The sequence below is a fragment of the Brevibacillus sp. M2.1A genome (genome assembly GCF_013284355.2).
In the GTDB taxonomy this organism is placed as follows: domain Bacteria; phylum Bacillota; class Bacilli; order Brevibacillales; family Brevibacillaceae; genus Brevibacillus.
This window is the reverse complement of sequence record NZ_JABSUY020000001.1, coordinates 5,461,942-5,483,576: the sequence shown is the minus strand read 5'-3', so window position 1 is coordinate 5,483,576 and position 21,635 is coordinate 5,461,942. Positions and strand designations below refer to the sequence as shown.

17 protein-coding genes and 1 pseudogene are annotated in these 21,635 nt (G+C 49.3%); 15 read left to right on the top strand and 3 right to left on the bottom strand.

Annotated features, from left to right (window positions below):
• Positions 1-159 precede the first annotated feature (159 nt).
• From HP567_RS26075 to HP567_RS26030, 10 genes are all read left to right on the top strand, one after another.
• Complete coding sequence (locus tag HP567_RS26075; protein ID WP_173610136.1) at positions 160-1,065, top strand: hypothetical protein; 906 nt, start codon at positions 160-162, stop codon at positions 1,063-1,065.
• Positions 1,066-1,092: 27 nt separating this feature from the next.
• The gene (locus tag HP567_RS26070; protein WP_173610137.1) at positions 1,093-2,550 is read left to right on the top strand and encodes a sensor histidine kinase; all 1,458 of its coding nucleotides are present in this window, start codon (positions 1,093-1,095) and stop codon (positions 2,548-2,550) included.
• Positions 2,547-3,242: a response regulator transcription factor gene (locus HP567_RS26065; RefSeq protein WP_173610138.1), complete on the top strand. Its 696-nt coding sequence runs from the start codon at positions 2,547-2,549 to the stop codon at positions 3,240-3,242. Before HP567_RS26070 ends, HP567_RS26065 begins: the two co-directional genes overlap by 4 nt.
• Positions 3,243-3,403: 161 nt before the next feature.
• The gene (locus tag HP567_RS26060) at positions 3,404-4,399 is read left to right on the top strand and encodes a beta-ketoacyl-ACP synthase III (RefSeq protein WP_173610139.1); all 996 of its coding nucleotides are present in this window, start codon (positions 3,404-3,406) and stop codon (positions 4,397-4,399) included.
• Entirely contained in the window at positions 4,389-5,564 is a 1,176-nt protein-coding gene (locus tag HP567_RS26055; protein ID WP_173610140.1) for an ATP-grasp domain-containing protein, read from the top strand. The genes HP567_RS26060 and HP567_RS26055 overlap by 11 nt, the downstream gene beginning before the upstream one ends.
• A gap of 15 nt (positions 5,565-5,579) precedes the next feature.
• A complete protein-coding gene (locus HP567_RS26050; protein ID WP_173610141.1) occupies positions 5,580-6,581 on the top strand; it encodes an NAD-dependent epimerase/dehydratase family protein in 1,002 nt (333 codons plus the stop codon).
• Positions 6,568-7,422: an MBL fold metallo-hydrolase gene (locus HP567_RS26045; protein ID WP_173610142.1), complete on the top strand. Its 855-nt coding sequence runs from the start codon at positions 6,568-6,570 to the stop codon at positions 7,420-7,422. Before HP567_RS26050 ends, HP567_RS26045 begins: the two co-directional genes overlap by 14 nt.
• Positions 7,410-8,732, top strand: a complete 1,323-nt coding sequence (locus tag HP567_RS26040; RefSeq protein ID WP_173610143.1) for a F390 synthetase-related protein — start codon at positions 7,410-7,412, stop codon at positions 8,730-8,732. Before HP567_RS26045 ends, HP567_RS26040 begins: the two co-directional genes overlap by 13 nt.
• Positions 8,733-8,736: 4 nt before the next feature.
• Complete coding sequence (locus HP567_RS26035; RefSeq protein ID WP_173610255.1) at positions 8,737-9,882, top strand: GNAT family N-acetyltransferase; 1,146 nt, start codon at positions 8,737-8,739, stop codon at positions 9,880-9,882.
• A 96-nt stretch (positions 9,883-9,978) separates the two neighbouring features.
• The gene (locus HP567_RS26030) at positions 9,979-10,866 is read left to right on the top strand and encodes a DMT family transporter (RefSeq protein WP_173610144.1); all 888 of its coding nucleotides are present in this window, start codon (positions 9,979-9,981) and stop codon (positions 10,864-10,866) included.
• Here the strand turns inward: HP567_RS26030 and HP567_RS26025 are convergent, their stop codons facing one another.
• Positions 10,867-11,574 (bottom strand): ArsR/SmtB family transcription factor, encoded by a 708-nt coding sequence (locus HP567_RS26025; RefSeq protein ID WP_173610145.1) that lies wholly within the window; start codon positions 11,572-11,574, stop codon positions 10,867-10,869.
• 134 nt (positions 11,575-11,708) lie between these two features.
• On the opposite strand from HP567_RS26025, the pseudogene HP567_RS26020 reads away from it, so the two are divergent.
• Positions 11,709-12,213: pseudogene (locus HP567_RS26020) on the top strand (DJ-1/PfpI family protein).
• Between the two features lie 72 nt (positions 12,214-12,285).
• Here the strand turns inward: HP567_RS26020 and HP567_RS26015 are convergent.
• Positions 12,286-13,275, bottom strand: coding sequence for a M23 family metallopeptidase (locus tag HP567_RS26015; protein WP_173610146.1), 990 nt, complete (start codon positions 13,273-13,275; stop codon positions 12,286-12,288).
• A gap of 199 nt (positions 13,276-13,474) precedes the next feature.
• On the opposite strand from HP567_RS26015, the gene HP567_RS26010 reads away from it, so the two are divergent.
• Together HP567_RS26010 and HP567_RS26005 are read left to right on the top strand one after the other, a co-directional pair.
• Positions 13,475-14,200 (top strand): response regulator transcription factor, encoded by a 726-nt coding sequence (locus tag HP567_RS26010; protein WP_173610147.1) that lies wholly within the window; start codon positions 13,475-13,477, stop codon positions 14,198-14,200.
• Entirely contained in the window at positions 14,190-15,953 is a 1,764-nt protein-coding gene (locus HP567_RS26005) for a sensor histidine kinase (protein ID WP_173610148.1), read from the top strand. Before HP567_RS26010 ends, HP567_RS26005 begins: the two co-directional genes overlap by 11 nt.
• Before the next feature lie 87 nt (positions 15,954-16,040).
• Here HP567_RS26005 and HP567_RS26000 read toward each other — a convergent pair whose 3' ends face one another.
• Positions 16,041-17,798 (bottom strand): methyl-accepting chemotaxis protein, encoded by a 1,758-nt coding sequence (locus tag HP567_RS26000; RefSeq protein ID WP_173610149.1) that lies wholly within the window; start codon positions 17,796-17,798, stop codon positions 16,041-16,043.
• A 242-nt stretch (positions 17,799-18,040) separates the two neighbouring features.
• On the opposite strand from HP567_RS26000, the gene HP567_RS25995 reads away from it, so the two are divergent.
• Together HP567_RS25995 and HP567_RS25990 are read left to right on the top strand one after the other, a co-directional pair.
• A complete protein-coding gene (locus HP567_RS25995; protein WP_173610150.1) occupies positions 18,041-19,030 on the top strand; it encodes a lipoate--protein ligase in 990 nt (329 codons plus the stop codon).
• A gap of 110 nt (positions 19,031-19,140) precedes the next feature.
• Positions 19,141-21,609, top strand: a complete 2,469-nt coding sequence (locus tag HP567_RS25990) for a toxin Cry1Ac domain D-VI-related protein (RefSeq protein ID WP_173610151.1) — start codon at positions 19,141-19,143, stop codon at positions 21,607-21,609.
• Positions 21,610-21,635: the final 26 nt, after the last annotated feature.

The window sequence follows — 21,635 nt, the reverse complement described above, 5'->3', positions numbered from 1 at the left end:
CTTCAGGTTCAGACTGATTTTTCTTCCTTTCAATATAGCATATGGAATCGTTTTTACACTTTTTTTAGAATTGATTTAGAGCGTGTTTAGACCCTCTCTTTATCATCACGAGTATAGAAAGCGATGACAGTTGCTTTCGATGAAATAGGAGGGATCATCATGCGAAAAAAATGGCTGGGTATCGGCTTGTCGGTTGGAATCACAGGGGCATTGATATGGGGATACGGGGCTTCAGCGAGTGCGGATAGCACGACGATGGACGTGTATGAATCAGCCCTGCATCAAACGAAGGAAGCGAAGAGCATGACGGCCCACGCGCAGCTAGCGCTCACAGACAACGGAGCGAAGCTGCTCACATTCGAGGGAGTCGCAAAGATCGATCACAACCAGCACATCGGAAATGTGAATGCGACTTTTACAGACTCGCTGGGCGAGAAAAGCATGCAAGCCTTTTTGGAAAAGGATAAAGTTGTGGTTAAAAAAGGGGATAGTAACGTTTATCGGGTCATGGAAAAAATGGATAGTAGACAACAACCAGAAAATAATGCCGATAACAAACGCGGGGCCATGATGCACAAGCTGTTTGCTACGGTATTCGGCGATCTCGGAAAAAACGCGACCGTTGAAAATCTACCGGATGGAGGCAAGCGTACGTCGCTTCAGCTCTCCAAAGAGCAAATTCCGGCATTTATTCAGGCAGCGGGGCCTATTTTCTACGATAAGCTTGCTGAGCATAGTCAAGAAGCGTCATCCTCTGAAAGCGATCTAGCTGTCAAGCTTCCACGTTTGCAAGAGGATTTTCAAGTGGACCAAGTATTACTGAACGCCGAGATCAACGAAAAAAATCAAATCGAACAGCAAACCGCTGTGATACACCTCTCGGGAACGGATGCGTCTGGAAAAGAGCACAAGCTCCAGCTTTCTTTGGATATCCGCCTGTCTGATTTGGGTACGACCACACCTGACCGCATCGAACTTACTGGCAAGCAAGTCGAGAAGGTTTCCCGTGAGGACATGAAGAACAAATGGAGAAAAGGCTGGGCGAAGCATTCCGATTCCGAGTAAACCATGACTGCAAGGGGGTAATGAACCATGTCGATCAAAACAAGACTTTTGCTCTCTTATATTGCCATGATTATCATCCCCCTTGTTTTGTTTGGATTGGTGGCATCAGGATTGGCGAATTACTTTTGGGAGGAACGGGAGGCAGGCAAACCATTCATTCGTGATACGCTCAATAAACGAGACGAGTTATTTGCTGGTGTCTCATTCATGGCCAAATACGCTCCCAACGAATTGACGAACCAGAAGATGCTGACAGAGACGGATGAGCAGCTACAAGCAGTTGGCGGAGCATTGATTCTGACAAAGGGCGATCATGTGCTATTTGTTTCCCCGTCGATTGATAGCGCTGACGTGCCTGATTATTTGCAGGAACAACCGGATCAGGGGCGCATGCATAGCTGGAAGCAGTTTAAACAAGACGGCTACACGTTTGATACGTACGAGTTCACTTTTGCTGATCAAAGTAAAGGAATGCTTTACTTCCTTGCGAATTCTTTCCCCTTTATGCAGACTGGCATTTATTTTTTCATCGCATTAATTCTCAGTCTTCTAACGATTGTGGCGCTGACGAACGGTGTATTAACGTTTCTTGTTTCACGAAGTATCATTCGACCTTTGTACGCTTTAAAGCAGGCAGCGAACGAAATCAAAGAAGGCAATCTGGAGCGTCCTGTTCAACTCCATCGCAAGGATGAGCTGGGGGAGCTGGGAGAAGCATTTGAAGAAATGCGCGGCAGATTGCATGCTTCTATTCACTTGCAGCTACAGTATGAGGAAAATCGTAAACAACTGATTTCCAGTATTTCGCATGATCTAAAAACACCCATAACAGGAATCAAAGCATGTGTGGAAGCGGTGCAGGAAGGGATTGCCAATACGGAAGCGAAGCGGGAAAAATATATGAAGATGATTGCCATCAAATCAGAGCAGATGGACCGCCTGATTGATGAGCTGTTTTTATTCTCGAGACTGGATTTGAACAAGCTTCCCTTTCACTTTGAAGAAGTCGATGTGCGAGCATATATGGCTCAGTTTGCCGAGGAGCTGCGGCTAGACCCGCGGATGAACGACGTTTCTATTCGCTATGACGAGGAGAATACGAGTCCGATTCCAGTCATGGCTGATCAGGAAAAACTCCATCGCGTGCTCATGAATATGGTAGACAATAGCCTGAAGTACTTGAACAAGGACGAGAAGCTGATCCGATTGGAGGTGGAGAAAGCCGACGGTGAAGTGATCGTGGCGATCTCCGACAATGGGACCGGGATTGAAAATGAAGCAATTCCCCATATTTTTGACCGCTTTTATCGGGCGGACCCTTCACGTAATTCGGCCATGGGCGGCACTGGTCTCGGACTCGCCATCGTCAAACAAATTGTGGAGGGGCATGGTGGTCGTGTATGGGCGGAGAGTGAGAGTGGACGCGGGACCCGCATTTGTTTTACCTTGCCAGATTTGAAGAGAGTCGGGGGTGACACGAAATGAAGCACATTTTAATCATTGAAGATGACACGGTGATTGCAGAGGTGCAAAAGGATTACTTGGAGGCAAACGGCTACTCGGTCGATGTTGCTACTTCCGGCGATATGGGCTTGGAAAAGGCGCTGCAAGAGGAGTATGACCTCCTGATTCTTGACCTGATGCTCCCGATCGTGGATGGCTTCGAAATCTGCAAGCAAGTACGGAAAGCCAAAAATATTCCGATCCTGCTCGTCTCCGCGAAAAAGGAAGACATCGACAAGATTCGTGGACTGGGTCTCGGCGCCGATGATCATATCAGCAAGCCTTTTAGTTTGGGAGAACTGGTAGCGAGGGTCAAAGCCCATTTGGCCCGTTACGACCGTCTCGTTTCCGATTCCAAACCGCAGACGGCAAAAGAGGAGATCAGGCTTCGTGGGATTCGCATCGACAAGCTGGCAAGGAGAGTTTATATCAACGGAAACGAAGTGGCGTTCACTTCCAAGGAATACGACCTCCTGCTCTTTTTGGTAACCCATCCCAACTGGGTATTTAGCAAAACAGAGCTGTTTGAAAAAATTTGGGGTCTCGATTCTTACGGGGATATCGCGACGGTGACCGTGCATATCAGCAAGCTGCGGGAAAAAATAGAAAGTGATCCGGCTAAGCCGCAATACATCGAGACGGTGTGGGGTGTCGGTTATCGCTTTTTACTATAGCAGGTGGAAACGAACAGAAGAAATGCGGCATACATAAACACTTGGGTATTTCGTACCAAGTGTTTATTCTGTTTACCATAAATCGACAAACTTAGGTAAAATAAATGGCAGATGTCGAAAAGTGTGTGAGTAATGCGAGCGAGCTAAGGGAGACACAGATTATGGAGAGAAAAATCAAAATCCTCGGAACAGGGAAATATTTGCCCACTCGGCAAGTGACAGCGGCAGAACTGGAAGAAAAGCTGGGACTTGCGGCAGGATGGGTAGAGAAAAAGTCCGGGGTTAGCGTCAGGCATTTTGTGACGAACGAAACGGCAGCACAGATGGGAGCCATCGCTGCTAGGCGTGCCTTGGAAGCGGCGGGACTGTCCCTTCACGATATCGATTGTATCGTATGTGCAAGCGGGACGGCCCAGCAGGAAATCCCATGCACGGCTGCTTTGATACAAGAAGAGCTTCAACTAAGAAAATCAGGGATTCCTTGCTTTGATATAAATGCGACATGCCTAAGCTTTGTCACTGCGCTGGATGTGATGTCGTGCCAAATGGCAGTTGGTATTTACGAGCGAGTCTTGATCATTTCATCAGAGATATCCTCGGGAGGTTTGAATTGGGAGCAGAAAGAGAGCTGCGTGCTGTTCGGAGATGGGGCTGCGGCTGTTGTCATCGGCAGGACGCCAGAAACAGAAAGCTCCCGTATCTTGGGTTCAAGCATGAAGACATACAGTGAAGGCGCGCACTATTCCGAAATAAGGGGTGGCGGTACGCTGATCCACCCAAGCCAATTTGCGCAAGGAAGAGAAGCAGACTTTGCATTTGATATGGACGGACGGAAAATTTTTCGCCTGACCTCGCAGTTGATTACCGGATTTGTGGATCGTTTGCTGTCCTCTGCCTCCGTAACCAAGGAGCAAATCCGTACCGTCATTCCTCATCAGGCCAGTGGGATGGCGATGCGGATCATGGCAGGCAAGCTCGGGTTTAGCGACCAGCAAATGGTGAACATTTTGGCAGAGCACGGCAATGTCATCGCAGCTTCAATCCCGATGGCGCTGCATGAAGCGATTGGGCAGAAGCGGGTACAGCGAGGCGACTACCTGATGCTGCTTGGTACATCTGCTGGCTTGTCTCTCGGAGGAATTGTGCTTGAATACTAAACAATCAGTCTTGCTGACAGGAGGACGAGCGCCAGCTACGTTGGAGTTGGCGCGCTTGCTGGGTTCTGCGGGACATCGAGTCATTGTAGCGGAGAGTGCGCGGCGACATTTATGCCAGCACTCTCGTTATGTAGAGCGCTCCTACCAAGTACCCTCCCCCCGACAGCAGTCCGGTGCTTATATCGAAAAGCTATGTGAAATCATGCAGCATGAGCGCATCGATCTGTTGATCCCGACTTGCGAGGAGATCTTTTACGTATCGCGGGGGCGGGATCAATTGCTTGACTATGGTGAAGTGCTCGTGGAAGGAATCGAGGTACTGCGTTCGCTGCATGACAAATGGCTTTTTGCCGAAATGGCGTGCGAGGTGGGAGGACTGGTCCCACAGACAGTTCGGGTACAATCTTCGGCTCAGTTGCGGGAGGCCATGCTGCAAGCAAGGGGACCTGTGGTGCTGAAGCCCGTCTATTCTCGTTTCGCCGCTCATGTAAAAATCGTCGCAGACCCATCATCAGCGGCAGGGCAGTCCACGCTGCCCGAGCCGACGGTCAGGGAACCATGGCTAGTCCAACAGTTTATAAAAGGGAAACAGGTGTGCAGCTACGCGGTTGCTCGGGATGGACAGCTCACCTTGTACGCCGATTACGAAACAACACATACAGCAGGACAGGGTGCCTCGATTTACTTCGCCTATTCAGATCATCCACAAGTAAGAGATTTTGTTAGTCGTTTCGTGCAACGGCATGCGTTTAGCGGACAAATCGCATTTGATTTCATTGAGAATGAGCAGGGAGAGCTGTACGTGCTCGAGTGCAATCCACGCCTGACAAGCGGTGTGCATTTGTTTGCAGGACAGGAGGAAGCTGCTACTGCCTATTTGTCTGATCGGGGAAAAACCGTTGTTCCTGCTGGAAAACAAGCGAGCATGCTAGGGATGGCGATGCTGACATACGGCCTTCTTGGCATGAAGAATGGAATGAAGGCAAAGCGTTGGGTGAGCGACTTGCTTTCTGCAAGGGATGTTCTGTTTAGATGGGAGGATCCACGGCCTTTTTTTGATCAGTTTTCCATGCTGGCTGATTTGGCTTGGCAGAGTTTTCGAACGGGAAAAAGCATGATCGCTTGCAGTACGAGCGATATCGAATGGAACGGAGAAGAGGCGTAAGGAAGTGAGGAAGAAATGAACAAGCGGGTTCTAGTAACAGGGGCGACGGGGTTTCTCGGACAGAAGCTGGCTACACGACTGCATGAAATGGGCTATGACGTAACAGCGCAAGGACGAGATGAGCGAGTCGGCCGACAATTGCAGGATCGAGGCATTCGATTCCTTCGGGCAGACCTAAGAGACAGAGAAGCCGTGGTGAAGGCTTGCCGCGATCAGGATATCGTGCATCACGCGGCTGCTTTTTCCTCCCCGTGGGGGACGTACCATGACATGTACGAGACGAATGTGACAGGAACCATTCATGTCATCGAGGGTTGCAAGCAGCACGGTATCCGGCGTCTGATCCATGTATCGACGCCGAGTATTTATTTTGCTTTTGAAGACAAGCTGGGAATCCGCGAAGATGAACCGATGCCCGTACGGTTTGCCAATACATACGCACAGACCAAATACCAGGCGGAGCTGGAGGTCGACAAGGCGTATCTTGCAGGGCTTCCGACGATTACGATTCGTCCTCGTGCCTTGTTTGGTCCTGGGGACAATGCAATCCTCCCCAGATTGATCCGCGCCAATGAAAAGAAGTTCGTTCCGCTGATCAATGGAGGCAAGGCGATCATTGATTTGACGTATGTGGAAAATGTCGTGGATGCGCTGATCTTGTGCATGGATTCTCAAGCGCACACATTGGGGCAGGCTTACAACATTACAAATGGGGAGCCAGTGACGATGATCGAGGTGTTGTCAGATGTGTTTCGTCGCTTGGGAGTTCCTCTGAAAACGCGCGAGTTGCCATATTGGAAGGCGTATGCGGCAGCATGGGTGCTTGAGGCACTCTCCAAGACCGTTTTGAGCTATCGCGAGCCGATTTTGACGCGTTACTCGGTCGGTGTGCTCGCCAAATCACAAACCTTGGATATCTCAAAGGCGAAGCGCGATCTGGGCTATGAACCCCGGGTGAGCATTGCCGAGGGCATCGAGACGTTTACAGATTGGTGGAGAACGCATGAAGGACGTTAAACTGACGCTGATGGACACAGGCTACTGCCAGCAGCTCGAGATGTTTTCACGAAAGGGCGGTCGGATGAAAAATATTCCGTTTCACGCCATCGCAGGGCTTATCGAGCATCCCGTCCACGGCTTGCTCCTCTTTGATACGGGCTATTCACAGCGCTTTTTTGAAGCCACGAGCAAGCTTCCTTATTCGCTGTACGGCAAAATAACGCCCGTATTCTCAGAAGCACATGAGAGTATTGCTGAGCAGCTCGCGGCACGCGGAATCAAAACGACAGACATTGCGGGTATTCTCATTTCCCATTTTCATGCCGACCATATCGGCGGTTTGCGTGATTTTCCGCATGCGCGACTATACTGCTTCGAGAGTGCCTACAACCATGTAAAGGGAAAGACGGGTTGGGCCGCGCTGCGGGAGGCGTATTTGCCTGATTTGATGCCGGACGATTTTGAAGAACGGGTGACTTTCATTGATCGAGGAGCGCTGGTGGCATTGCCTGAAGCTTACGCGCCTTACACCGAAGGCTACGATTTGTTCGCCGATCAGAGTCTGTACATCGTCGATCTGAACGGACATGCAATCGGGCAGTTTGGTGTGTTCCTGCGCGATTGGGATCATGGGGATGTATTTTTGTGCGCGGATGCGGCTTGGTCGAGTGAAGCCTACCGCGGCAACCTGTTGCCTCATCTGTTGGCTATGTTGATCATGGCGGATCGACAGGCGTATCGCGAGCATTTGCACAAGCTGCATGTACTATCCCGCCAATGTCCCGACATAAAAATCATGCCGACTCACTGCGGGGAAGTCTGGCAGGCCAGCAGAGGAGCATTCACATGGAGATCATGACGCTCTTGAAGCAGTATGTAAAAACGAAGTGGCTTGCCCGTCGGTTTTCCTCGCGCGAGCAGCTGGTGAAATGGCAAGACGCGCAGGTCAGAGCGATGCTGTCACGCATTTTGCCAACCTCTCCTTTTTACCGAAAGAGATTGGGAATGCCAGAACAATGGAGACAGATGGAGCCGATTGATAAAAAGCGCATGATGGACCATTTTGACGAGCTGAATACGTGCGGGGTCAAGAAAGAAGAAGCATTTGCGATTGCACTGAAAGCAGAAACGACACGCGATTTCACTCCCCAATTAAACGGCGTGACCGTGGGCTTATCTTCTGGGACATCTGGCAATCGCGGGCTTTTTCTCGTGGGACCGCAGGAGCAGGCGAAATGGGCAGGTGTGATTTTGGCGAAAGCACTGCCTGGCCAGCTATGGTCGACACATCGGATTGCTTTTTTCTTGCGAGCGAATAGCAATCTGTATACGGCGGTCAACAGGCGTCGCATTCAATTTTCGTTCTTTGATCTGCAAATACCGCTCGATCAGCATCTTGATCACCTGAATCAGTATCAGCCGACGGTGTTGGTTGCGCCAGCCTCGATGTTGAGAATGCTCGCGACCGCCCAGCGTCAAGGGAAGCTGCGGATATCTCCAATCAAGGTGATCTCGGTGGCTGAAGTGCTGGACCCGTTGGATCAAGCGTACATCGCAGAAGTGTTCGGGCAGATCGTGCATCAAATTTATCAATGCACAGAAGGGCTGCTTGCGGTGAGCTGCTCACACGGGACGTTGCATGTCAATGAAGACCTCGTGGTGGTGGAAAAGGAATATCTCGATGAGCAAAAGGAGCGATTCTTTCCGATCATCACAGACTTTTCCCGGACGACACAGCCGATTATCCGTTATCGATTGAACGACATTTTGACGGAAAAGCGTACGCCTTGTCCATGTGGCTCGGTGTTTATAGCACTGGAATCGATTGAGGGCAGGGCAGATGATCTGTTTGTTTTTCGCCATGAACACGAAGCGCGATGGATATCGGTCTTTCCTGATTTCATCCGTCGGGCTGTCATTACCTCGTCTGATGCGATAGAAGAGTATACGGTACGGCAGCTAAGCTACGAGCAAGTTGAGGTAGCACTGCTCATGAAGGATGGGGAAGGACCGTCGACGCAAGAGCAGGAACGAGTACGCCAAAGTCTTGAGCGAGCCATTGCCGATCAACAAGGAAAAGTGCCTGCGATTGTTTTTGTGCCGTACGGGTTGAATCTGGGTACGAAAAAATTGCGGCGGGTAGAGAGGATGTTTGTTCCAGGTGAGTAGGCCATTGATTGAATGGTATGAAGGGAACTCAGCGGGGCAAATCCCTTGGGAACAGGCGCAGGATGCAGACTACGTCAAAAGCTACTTGCTGCCCATGATGACGGAACAGCCATCCCGCTATGTGCAAAATGTCCAGACACAGATGCATGCACTCCGTGTAGGCGATCGGATCATGCCCGTAACGGTGAACGATACCGAGTACGACAATTCGTATGTCAGTTCGGTGTTTACCCATTACGTGACGTATGCGAAGGAAGAGCTAGGCATGCTCGATTCTGCGGTGTTGAGGTGGGCACTGTCGACCGTACTCACAGGCCTTGGACGCTGGATGAAAAAAAGCCAATGCAACCAAATGGTCATCGTCAACAACTGGCTGCTATCAACGAATCTGTACCATGATGTGCGTGCAGATGAAGTAAAGGACATCACGGAAAGCTGCATTCAAAAGTTCCCTGGTCATATCATCGCGTTTCGATCTGTTTGTCGCAGGCTGTATCCGGATTTCCACAAGGGGCTCATCGAGAAGGGCTATCTCATGGTTCCCAGTCGTTACGTCTACCTTTTTCACCCCGATTGGCCAGCGCAGGGAAAGTGGCGGGTCCGAAATACACTCAATCGCGATCGGAAAATGCTTGCCAAATCCGGCTATCGCATCCTGCGTCATGAGGAACTGGGAGAACAGCATGTCGAGAGAATCGTTGCTTTATATAACGCGCTGTATCTGGATAAATACTCCCAGCATAATCCGCAGTTTTCGATGGAGTTCGTCCGACTGGCGATGCAAAAGAGGACATTGACCCTCATCGGCTTGGAAAAAGACGGACGGCTGGACGGCATTCTTGGCTATTTTGAACGATATGGTGTGATGACGACACCGCTATTCGGGTATGATACGACGCTCCCCAAAGAGACCGGGCTGTATCGGATGCTGTCGTGCCTCTTGGTGCTAGAAGCACAGAGCAAAGGCATCCTGCTCCATCAAAGTGCGGGCGTAGGCGCATTCAAAGCGGACAGGGGAGCGGAGGGAGAACCAGAATTTACAGCGGTGTATGTCAAACATTTGCCGTTTTATCGTCAGGCGGTCTGGAAGGTGCTCGCCGCCTTGCTGAATCAAATCGGGATTAAGATGGTGGAAAAGTACCGGCTGTAAACCATATGCACACTTCGACCCTCATCGAACTAACCGTCAGGTACACTACATGTAAGAAGAAACAAGTAGCTTGCCTGAAACGGGGGGAACAATGCGATGAATCAAATTTTGTTCGGGATACTTGTCGTCTTGACGACATCATTGATGGGCTCGTCTTTTGCGGTAGGAAAGATTGGATTGGCCTATTTTTCACCATTGCTGCTGGTAGGACTGCGTTTTACGCTGGCAGGACTGATCATGGGAGCGTGGGTATGGAAAAAGCCGCTCCCGAAGTCGGCGGGTGACTGGGGGAAGCTGTGTTTGATCGGATTTTTGCAGACGGCTGCTGTCATGGGGTGTATCTTTTTGAGTCTGCGTACGATCACAGCGGGTGAATCCTCGATCCTGACGTTTATGAACCCACTGCTCGTGGTCATATGGGGAACGCTGTTTCTAGGAATATCCTATCGGCTGACGCAATGGATGGGGGTTCTGATTGGACTGGCTGGGGTGTTCATCACGCTTGGCTTCCATCTGCAATGGGAGACGGGAACGCTGTTTGGTATCGGGTCCGCATTTGCGTGGTCAATGGCTACGATTCTCGTTAAAAAGTGGGGAGTCCGCTTCAATGTGTGGGTGATGACAGCCTATCAGATGCTGTTCGGAGGAATTCTTCTCCTCGTGATGGGGTTCACGTTGGAAACGCCGAAGCTCATTGTGACACCGACCGCTGTGTTCGTCGTCCTCTGGCTCGCGATCATGGCTTCCATTGTGCAGTTTGCGACGTGGTTTTACTTGCTGAATCACGGCGATCCGGGCAGGACGAGTGCTTTTTTGTTCCTCGCTCCGTTCTTCGGTGTTTTGTCGGGTTGGGTGTTGCTGGGGGAGGTAGTGCAATGGCATGTGTATGTGGGAGGATTGTTGATTTTCGCAGGGATTTTCCTGGTGAACTGGACGTTTGCCCCACGCAGGCAAGTCAGTGAAAAAGCACAGCTGGCAGAGTAGCTAGCTGTGCTTTTTGCATTCATCTACATGCAGTCCGAACTCGGTCATAAAACCAGAGCTGCCTAACGGCGTTACACGGACTGCCCTCCCTCCTGGCACTCGCTCGATCCAGCCAAGCTCAAAAAATCGGTTGGTGAGTGAGGCTCCTAGGCTACCTGCCAAGTGATGGCGACGCTCGCTCCAGTCCAAACAGGGACGGGCAAAGCGACGTCTGCTCTTTGGTTTGGCCACAAGGTCTACGCCGAGTGATTGCAGCTTGGTTTTCCCAGCTTCACTGAGCACGTAGTCTTGATCGGATGCCTCGATCAACCGCATTTCCAGCATTTTCTGCGTCAGGGCAACGCCCACTTCTCCTGCGAGATGGTCGTAGCAGGTACGAGCATAGCGTATGGCTCGCAATTGGTCAGACTCGCGCAAGGAACGAACCGGCTTAGGTGCTGCGATCGTCATTAACGATTCAAGGGCATGGGCGACATCAGGGCTGGCTAGGCGATAGTAACGATGTCGGCCGTGTGACTCGCTGATCAACAGACCTCCTTCCACCAGCTTTGCCAAATGCGTGCTTGCCGTTTGGGGGGTGACTTTTGCGTTTCGTGCGAGTTCACTGGCGGGGAGTGCCTTGCCGTTCATCAGGCTGATCAGGATGGAGACGCGGGATGGCTCTCCTATGAGGGACGCGACCTCTATAATATTCGGGCTGGTACTCATCAGACAGCGGACCTCCTCCAGCATTTTGTACCTTCTATTAATGACTCTAGCAGAATCTTACAGCTAAAAAAACTAGAGATGTTCCCAATAAGGAGTTGTAAAATATATCCAAACATGAAAGAGGGGAGATCCATATGGAAACCAAGCAATGGCGAGTAGGAATTTTTTTGTTTGACGATGTGGAGGTGTTGGATTTTGCAGGTCCGTTTGAAGTATTCTCGGTAACATCTATGGAAAATGACCAATATGCCTGCTTTTGATATTCTCATCATTCCAGGTGGGATAGGTGCGAGGGAACGAGAAGTCCATAATGAGCAGGTGATCCAATGGATTCGTGAGCAAATGCAGCAGGTGGAGCTGATGGCCTCTGTCTGCACAGGAGTCTTTTTACTTGCAAAAGCAGGCTTATTAACAGGCAAAAGGGCAACGACTCATTAGACCAGTCTCGAGCGAATGGAAAAGGAATTTCCAGAAGTCGTTGTGCAAAAAGGAGTAAAATTCGTGGATGAAGGAAATATCGTGACATCTGCTGGAATCTCAGCGGGTATCAATATGTCCTTTCACATCATCAAAAGATTTGTAGGTGCGGAAGTAGCAGAACAAACTGCCAAGATAATGGAATATGATATTGTCCTCTAAAAGGAAGCGGCAGTCCATCTCTTTGGATACAAGACAAAAGGATGGACTACCGCTGTTTAACAGCTACACTATTTATTTCGCAGGAATGCTGTCACCTTGACGCGGATTCAATCCGTTCTCCCACTGCACGCGAATGGATTTGCTATGGAACAAATCCTTGCCGTCAGAGACCTGATAATGCAGATGAGGCTCGCTGGAATTGCCAGAGTTGCCGCATAGCCCAAGCAAATCCCCTTTCTCCACACGATCGCCAACCTTTACCTTGGCGGAGCCTTCCTTCAGATGGGCGAAGTAGCTGTATTCTCCGTTACCATGATCGAGAATGACGACGTTGCCAGCGGGCTGCTGTGCGTTCATTGCTCCGACAGGGACATTATCCTTGATATCATGGACGACATGCACGACGGTTCCAGCCTGGGGGGCGTGTATTTCTTGCCCGAATGCGAAGTAGCTTTCGTTTTTCGCAGGATCGCCCTTGTAGGATAGTCCGTCTTTGACCTGAATCAGATCGTATGCATAGCGTTGGCTCTCTACCTCGTAGTGATAATTCGAAAGGACATTCTGACCTCCCCAGAACACATACCACTCACCTGTAAACGGTGCGCTGTACGCCAGCTTTGTCAAAGCATTGTCGGTGTCAGGGTAGCTTTGCAGCGGCTTTAATAAAACGCCCGTGATGATCCCTTTTTCATCCATCGAAAGGACAAGGCCCCGTTTGGCGTCCTGATCCACCCAGGTGCCATAATAGCTGCCGTTTACGGACGTGTGGGAATGGTGATTCCACGACTTCAACCCCGCGCTAAAAGCAGTATACCCTTCTACAAACTGCGCTTTTGAAACCTGCTGTTTGAATGACGGGCTTGTTTGCTCATAGACCTCCTCTATTTTTCCGTGAAGGAGAGCTTGCACAATAGATTCCGCTTGAACCGTCATCGTCTTTCCACCTTCTTCTTTCTTTGTAGGGGATTCAGTAGTAGAGGGGATTGCGGTTGCTTCTGATTGCGCAGCACATCCTGTCAAAAGAATCGCTCCTACACCGAGTGAAATCCAAACTTTTTTCATGTCGCCACTCCTATCCTGTTCTTCGCGCTAGTTTCATTATAGAAAGCCACTCTTATCAGATATGAAACGCTGGCTTACAGGATACTTAAATCTGTCGCGGCAAAATTATGATTCCGTTAAGGCTGTTGCGGTCACCGTGCCGACACTACGCATGATAAAATGGAGGATAACGCAAAAGCGCAAAAGGAGCGAAGTGATCGTGAAAGATGCAGCTATCCTTCTCGTGGACGATGAGCAAGCTATTCTTCAATTGCTTGAGACCGTACTGCACAAAGAAGGATTCCACTCGATCGACAAGGTGAAAACATCGGAGGAGGCGCTCTGTGCATGCGAACGCAAAAGCTATGACCTGATCGTCCTGGACGTAACGCTGCCAAACATGAGCGGCACAGAAGCTTGTCCATTCATCCGCCGTCTGACGGATGCGCCGATTTTATTCTTGAGTGCGAGAGATACCGATTTTGACAAGCTAACCGGATTTGCCGTTGGCGGGGATGATTACGTGACGAAGCCGTTTAACCCGATGGAAATCGTCGCGCGCATCAAGGCGTTGCTCCGTCGTACGCGTAAACCGGACTCGGTTGTCCCGATTGCACCCGTTCAAGGGGTCTATGATTTTGGACGTTTTCAAGTCTATGAAGCTGCAGGGGAGCTCTATGTGGAGGGAAAAGCCGTTCCTTGTCCGTCCCTTGTTTTTCAACTCTTGCTATTTTTGTGCAAAAATCCGAATCGAATATTTTCGAAAAGCGAGCTGTACGAACGAGTATGGGGTGTGAATAGCTTACGTGACGACAACACTATCATGGTACATATCCACCGGATTCGGGAGCGCATCGAGCCTGATCCAGCGCAGCCAGAGTTCTTGGTGAACGTCAGGGGACTCGGGTACAAATTGGTGAAAAAGGGCCTTCCTTATGAATATTAAGAGCAGAATCGCCCTCCATCTGGTTATGTGGTTGGTGCTGGTTGGCCTCATTCTCTTTGTGCTAGCCGGGTTTACGTTATATTGGACACTTGAAGAAATGTCAAAAGTGCAGTCCTCACGTCAATTTGAGAGTGTCGGCTTGCAGCGGCTGATCCAGACCATAGAAGTAGAGGGAGAGGATGTCCGCTTTGACCCGGAGCTGCTGGAGGAGGTGCGAGATAGCGGTGGGTGGCTTCAGCGGATTGATGAAAAGGGCTATGTCACCGACTCTTTCTTTACCCCGCCTGACGTACCCAGCTACTACGGTCCTGGCCAATTAACGGCTTATTGGCTCCGTAAAAGCCCGTTTCCCTATCAGCTATCGTTATGGATACAGGAAAAAGATGGCGTGGTACACACCTTGTTGTATGGCATGACGAACCGCGATCACGATTTCTTGCAACAGGTGATTAAGGAGGCTGATCATAAAAATAGCGAGATCATGCTTCCGCCAAGTATCCAAAATCAATTGAAGAGTAAAGCGGGTTGGGTGCAGCTCCTGGACCCGAAAGGAGCAGAGCTGGCTTCCTTTAATAAGCCTGCAAAAGCGATCAAGGATTTCACCGTGGAAGAACTGGCGCTGCGCTCGGTATACCCGGATCGCTACGGAGCAACAATCGTATCGCATTATGATCAAAAAAGCGGCCAAACATGGGTACTCAGTTATCCGTTGCCAGGAACGACTCCTGGGGAAGAGCCGCTTTTGACACCGGAAAGTAAGGCCCTTTTTATCGGGATGGGCATGTTGCTCTTGTCGGCGATGCTCGTCTTCGGGATTGTGTCCTACTTGTTCGGACAGCGATTTGGTGCACCGATTGTTCACGTATTAAGGTGGCTGACCTTTTTGCGTGGAGGAAAGTACGAGGAGCCTGCCAATGCGGAAGGTGTTCCGCTCAGCCAAGACAAGCGAGGGAAGAGAAAGCGAAAATACCGTATCTACCAAGATGTAATCGATTCGATGGACTCCTTGTCGCAAACGCTTTACCGCAACGAAAAGCTTCGCCAAGAAACGGAGCAATTGAGAAATGAGTGGATCGCAGGCGTTTCCCATGATCTGAAAACGCCGCTTTCCTCTGTCAAAGGGTACGCGCATCTGTTAGGAAATGCCGAGTATACGTGGACGACAGAAGAAGTACATGCTTTCGCCAACATTATTTTGGACAAGTCAGCGTATATGGAAGACTTGATTAACGATTTGGCGCTGACGTATCGATTGCGGAACGGACAAGGTGCCCCTACAGTCGAGCTCGTTGACTTGAATGTTTGCACAGCTAATGCCATTACGGAAGCAGCAAAACATCCATTGTACCCGGAAGGCTGCATCCGGTTTACCCCCTCTGTCGAACCTGTTTACATGCTCGTCTACAAGCCTTGGTTTCAGCGTATCGTGGATAATCTGGTTGCCAATGCCTTGATTCATAACGAGAGCGGTACGATTGTGTCCATCAGCGTACAGGCACTCGAGCCAGCTACAGCTTTGCTCATTTTTAGCGACAATGGTAGCGGGATGGATGAAGAAACAGCAGATCGGCTTTTCGAGAGGTATTATCGTGGCACAGACACCGAGTCTCGGACGGAAGGCTCTGGACTTGGGATGGTCATTACAAAAGCATTGGTGGAAGCGTTTGGTGGTTCAATCGAAGTGAAAACAGCTGTCGGGCAGGGGACGACGATTTCGATTACGTGGGAAGCAGAGCAACCGCCTCGAGTTTAAATAGGCTGATAGGGAGAGGAAAAGGCTGCGTTTGCGAGGTCAAAGGTGACTAGCAAACGCAGCCTTTTTTCGTTTGAGTGTTTATGGTTACACCTTAAACTGTTGAATCGATTCATGCAGCTCGTCCGCCATTTTTGACAAGGAAGCAGCAGAGGACGAAATTTCCTCCATAGAGGCTAATTGCTGTTCAGCGGCAGCGGAAATGTTCTGTGTTCCGAAAGCCGTTGTCTCCGCAGTCGTGGCAATCGCTTCAATGGAATGGACGGCTTGTTCTGCTCCGGTTGTCATGTGATGAGTAGCAGTGGTAACTTGCTGAATCTGACGTGCTACTTCTGTCGTTCCAGACAAAATTTCCTGGAAGGCCTTGCTGGCTTCATGTACGACTTCGATTCCAGCCGAAACCTCAGAAGTCGTCGTCTGCATTACGTATACGGCTTTGTTTGTATCGACCTGAATCGCGCTAATGAGGTCTTTAATCTGCTGGGTAGATTTTGCTGATTGCTCAGCCAAGATACGTACTTCATTGGCGACGACAGCAAATCCACGTCCATGCTCTCCAGCACGGGCCGCTTCGATTGCAGCATTTAGCGCCAACAGGTTCGTTTGTTCGGCAATCGAGGTGATGACCTCGACAATATTGCTGATCTCCGAAGAGCGGTGACCAAGCATTTTGATTGATTCTGCCAGCTCTTGGACAGTTGTGTTGATGGAATTCATTTGAGCGATGGCACCGACAATTGCTTCATTGCCGTTTGAGACCAGCATGTTCGTTGTATCGACTGTCAAAGAGACTTGTTCGGAACTGGACGCAATTTGTTGCAAACTCGAGGACATGTCGTTGATCGTCTTGACCGTTCCATCGATCGTTTTGGACTGATCTTCTGCTCCAACGGCGATCTCTTGCATCGTGACGGCAATTTGCTCGGTTGCCTTACTCGTCTGTTCTGCACTCGCCGTCAACTCCTCAGAGGTAGAAGCGACATGCAGAGAGCTGGTGCGGACACGAGAGATGAGCTCGCGCAAATTCTCTGTCATATGGGTCACGTCATGGACCAATTGTCCGATTTCATCACGGTTTTTTACGACGATGTCTTTCCCGGACAGATCACCACCGGCAATTTCTTTCACGCGCTCGGCAACCAGGGCAATAGGTCTGGAAATGAACCCGGAGGCATACCACGAGACGACGAATCCGACGATCAAGGAGATTCCCAGCACGATCATTAAATCAGACAGTACACTTTCAGCAGCGGCATTGAAGTCTTCCATGTAGCTGCTTGCGCTAACGATCCATCCCCAGTGAGGGTCTAGCTTGGAATAGGCGATTTTCGGATAGAGAACATCTGGCTCCGCTGGCTTCGACCACTGATAGTATGTAAAGCCGCCACCTTCCTGACCGCGCTTAATCATTTCTTGGGTAAAAAAGATACCGTCAGGATCTTTTGCATCCCACTGATTCTTCCCCTCAATGGTAGGAGAGGCGAGCATGACACCTTTCTCATCCAGAACGAACATGTATCCACTGGCACCGGAATCGACATTTTTGTTAATCGAGCGGGTTCCATCCGACTGCTTGGGGCCGAGGATGTGAAGTTTTACTTGCTCTTGTGCATCTTCTTTGCTGATTTTTCCAGCTTCGACCTGTTTCTGGAGAACATCAATCATTTCAATCGTCAAGTTCACGTTGTTTTTTAAGATGCGGCTGCCCAAGTCGTCCAAGCTGTAGCTCGCAGAATAATAGCCCTGAATTCCGATGTTAAGGCAAGGAAGCGCCAATAGCAGGAGACATAGCAGGACGAGCTTGGTTCGAAGAGATCTTGAACGGGAGAACTTGGCTGTTTTCATAAAGAACACCTCGTTGATCCATAGTATTTTATCTAAAAAAGAAAACACCAAGATGATTGCCCCTAGATTACGTCAATTATCGACAATATGGAAACGTATTTATAGAGGATTTTCAGTAAATCAACAAAAAATATTAGATTAGGAAACAATGCTTCTTAACATGAGCAGATTCGAAAACAGTACAGACAAGCAGGAAATGGTATGATTAGGAAGATAGAACGTTTACGGATGGAGGCTATCTCATGAAATTCATCGATAATCAAGGGATTACAGATCCCCGCATCAATTTGGCGATTGAGGAGTACGCCCTGAAGCATTTGCCCAATAGTGACGACTACTTGCTGTTTTATATCAATGAACCTTCTATTATTATCGGAAAAAACCAAAACACTATTGAGGAGATTAATGCAACTTATGTAGAGGAAAATCATATTCATGTCGTTCGGAGACTGTCTGGAGGCGGCGCTGTTTATCACGATCTGGGCAATCTCAACTTCAGCTTTATTACGAATGATGACGGTGAGTCCTTCCACAATTTCCGCAAATTCACGGCGCCTGTGGTACAAGCCTTGAAAACATTAGGGGTAGAAGCAGAGCTGACAGGACGAAATGACATACAGGTCGGGGAACGGAAAATTTCTGGCAACGCGCAGTATTCGACCAAAGGACGCATGTTCAGCCACGGCACGCTCCTTTTTGATTCGGAGATGGAAAATGTCGTATCTGCGCTGAAGGTAAACGCAGAGAAGATCCAGTCCAAAGGGATCAAATCGATTCGCAGCCGTGTCGCCAACATCTCGGAGTTTTTGGAGACGAAGATGACTATTGAAGAGTTCCGTCTGGCGATTCTCCGTTCGATTTTTGGAGAAGGGGAGATCGAAGAATACAAGCTGAGTGAAAAGGATTGGGAGAACATTCACGAGCTTTCCCGTTCCCGTTACCAGACTTGGGAGTGGAACTACGGCAAGTCACCGAAAAGCAATTACCGTCAATCGAAACGTTTCGATATCGGCACCGTGGAGATCCAGCTTGATATTGAAAAAGGCAAAATGAAAGAAGTAAAGATATACGGAGATTTCTTCGGTGTACGTGATGTAGCGGAGCTTGAAGCGGTGTTGCGAGATACGCCGTACGATCGCTCGTCCATCAGTGAGCGACTCGCCGACATCAATCTTCAGGAGTTTTTCGGAAAGCTGGATCAAGCATCTTTTGTCGATCTGTTACTCGTCTAAAAAAGAACGTCAAAAAACCTAACTTTTGTTAGGTTTTTTTCATTTCCTCCTCTGATAGCATTAGTTTGCATGATTTTGTCATACAAAAGAAAAAGAGGGGGTATTTACATATGGGCAAACAGCAGCCAAAAGCTAAAACAATCCTAACAGCGGTTGTATCCACGGGTTTTTTGCTTTCTTTTGTCGGCAATGCCTATGCAGCGGTTTCCTATCCGATTAAAGAAATCCAGACAATCGGGACAGCCAGCGCATCAGTAACACAAGAGCAAATGGATGAGGAAGTCCGAGAGGTTTCAGAGGAAGCAGTAGAAGAAGATAACCAGTCAAAGGAGTCCTTGCTAGAGTCAGAGGGGCACACAGCGACGAATGGATTTATTGCCTATCGATTGGAGAATGCTCCAGACAAGGCACCTGCTGCAAAGAATTTCCGTTTGACGGCCGCCATAGATGATCGAAATCCTACACGGATCAAAATCAAAAACTTTATTTGGCTAGAGAAAGAGCAGCTTGTATTGCTCAGTTTTTCACCGATTCGTGCCGCGAAAAAAGAACAGACGGTTTCCCTGCGCTTGCAGTATGACGGTGAAGAAGAGGAATTTGAACCATTCGTCATTGCCGAAAGAGGGACAAAAGCAGAGCGGATCGAGCTGGTAACGGTCGCAGAGGATGCCCAGCTATCTACCAAAGATCATACAGATAAATCGTTGATGCTAATCGCCGTTGCATTCGATGAAAATGATCGCATCGTTACTGGACGGGAGCTGCTGTGGAGCTCTAGCAATAGACGAATTGCCTTCGTCAACATCGAGGGCAAGGTAACAGCCAAAAACGAAGGATTGGTAGAAATTACGGCAAAAATGGACGATGCAGAAGCCGTCTTTGAGATCGCCGTAGATGGAGCCGAGTTGCCTGATTTGCCCGCGCTTTCCGTCAGCGAGACGGTGATAGAAGAGGCAGGAGCAAATGATGGCAGCATCACGGCAAAACAAACGCTCAAGCTGTCTAATGGCAAGTTCCTTGGTGAACTTTCTGCCGATGATATCGAAATACATAATCTGCCTGACGGACTGGATATTGAGGTCAAACAAGAGAGCGACGACGAGCTCACGATTTGGTTTACGGGACAAGCCAGAAAGCATACAGTCGCGGACACTGTGAAAGAGGTCAGCTTCACGATCGACAAGCGAAACATCAAGCGCGCACAGAAAGATGTCACAAGTGACAGTTTTTCCATCCATTTCAGAGACCCCGTCATTGTGATTCCATCCCCAAGCGATCCTCCACCGATCCCGGCTCTGCTAAAAGCGAAGAGAGCTGTCGAAGAGCTGTTTACGGATGGGAAGAAAGAGGAGCTGCGGGAAGGAACGACCCAGAAACAGATCGATGATGCCAAGAAGCTGGTCGAAGGTCTGGATAATAGCGTGCAGGAAAAGCCTGGTCTGCTTGCCGATATCGAGAAGGCACAGGACCAATATGACGACTTGCTGCTAGTTGAAGCCAAAAAAGCCGTTCGCGACCTGTTCACCGATGAAAACCATACTGCGCTAAAACCGGAAGTGACACAAAGCACAATCGATGCAGCGAAGGAAAAAGTTGATAAGCTAAAGGATGGTTCGGAGGCAAAGGTATTGCTGTTGGCAGACATCCAAAAAGCACAGGAGCTATTTGATCTAGGGAATAATCTCCCGGAGGAAGTGAAGCGAGCAGTTGAGGGACTTTTTACAACGAATGATATGATCGAACTAAGGCCCAAGGTCACGCAGGAAATGATCGATGCAGCCTATTCCAAGGTCGAGCTTCTGCGTGAAGGTCCAGAAAAAACACACTGGATGTCGTATGTAGAAAAAGCACAAATGTTGTTCAACAATCCACGTGTAGATCGTTTGCCAGATGCAAAGATCGAGCTGCCAATTGCTCCGACCCAGAACCGTCAAGTTACGATTGGCGACAAATGGGAGCCGGCAATGGACAAAAGGGCATTGAGCGAATATCTGGAGGTATCTGTAAAAAACCAGCCTCTCTCGTACAACTATGACAAGCAGTTGGATCGTTTTGTAATCAACGAAAAGGAGTACATCACCGTCGAAGTCGACGAGTCTTTACTGGAAATGACCCATGGAGACTATGGAGTGACGTTTAAGGCCAAACCAGCGGTTACAGAAGATGACAACTCTTATGCAGTGTTCAAGCTGTATCGCGGCCAAGATTTGCTGGATACAGAAGAGATCGGTGTCGGGTTTGATGCTACAAACCCACAATTGTCCCCAGACGTTACTGAAGAGGGAGGAAACTATACATTGTCGGCGTCAGAGCCACTTCGCAATGACCCAAATCCCAATTTGCGGTTGTTATTCTCACCTTCAGGGAATTTTGACGACAAGAGAGAAGTGACGGGGTATGCCAAATTCCAGGTGTCAGGAAGCACTATTCGCGTAACGTTCAATGATACGTTCTACAACACGTTCGGGTCCCTCATCACGGAACAGAGCAAGGTTTCCTTTGAACCAGGCTTTATAAGGGATAAGGCCGGGAACATTATACAAGGTACAGCAACAGCACCAGTAAAACCCAAGCAATGAGAAAGCCAAAGTCCATCGAGGAGGTA

Bases quoted from the DNA above. Each gene is read 5' to 3' on its own strand.
- HP567_RS26060 (WP_173610139.1), top strand. From the start codon at position 3,404: ATGGAGAGAAAAATCAAAATCCTCGGAACAGGGAAATATTTGCCCACT.
- HP567_RS26045 (WP_173610142.1), top strand. From the start codon at position 6,568: ATGAAGGACGTTAAACTGACGCTGATGGACACAGGCTACTGCCAGCAG.
- HP567_RS26075 (WP_173610136.1), top strand. From the start codon at position 160: ATGCGAAAAAAATGGCTGGGTATCGGCTTGTCGGTTGGAATCACAGGG.
- HP567_RS26005 (WP_173610148.1), top strand. From the start codon at position 14,190: ATGAATATTAAGAGCAGAATCGCCCTCCATCTGGTTATGTGGTTGGTG.
- HP567_RS26065 (WP_173610138.1), top strand. From the start codon at position 2,547: ATGAAGCACATTTTAATCATTGAAGATGACACGGTGATTGCAGAGGTG.
- HP567_RS26015 (WP_173610146.1), bottom strand. From the start codon at position 13,275: ATGAAAAAAGTTTGGATTTCACTCGGTGTAGGAGCGATTCTTTTGACA.
- HP567_RS26040 (WP_173610143.1), top strand. From the start codon at position 7,410: ATGGAGATCATGACGCTCTTGAAGCAGTATGTAAAAACGAAGTGGCTT.
- HP567_RS26025 (WP_173610145.1), bottom strand. From the start codon at position 11,574: ATGAGTACCAGCCCGAATATTATAGAGGTCGCGTCCCTCATAGGAGAG.
- HP567_RS25995 (WP_173610150.1), top strand. From the start codon at position 18,041: ATGAAATTCATCGATAATCAAGGGATTACAGATCCCCGCATCAATTTG.
- HP567_RS26030 (WP_173610144.1), top strand. From the start codon at position 9,979: ATGAATCAAATTTTGTTCGGGATACTTGTCGTCTTGACGACATCATTG.
- HP567_RS25990 (WP_173610151.1), top strand. From the start codon at position 19,141: ATGGGCAAACAGCAGCCAAAAGCTAAAACAATCCTAACAGCGGTTGTA.
- HP567_RS26050 (WP_173610141.1), top strand. From the start codon at position 5,580: ATGAACAAGCGGGTTCTAGTAACAGGGGCGACGGGGTTTCTCGGACAG.
- HP567_RS26070 (WP_173610137.1), top strand. From the start codon at position 1,093: ATGTCGATCAAAACAAGACTTTTGCTCTCTTATATTGCCATGATTATC.
- HP567_RS26000 (WP_173610149.1), bottom strand. From the start codon at position 17,798: ATGAAAACAGCCAAGTTCTCCCGTTCAAGATCTCTTCGAACCAAGCTC.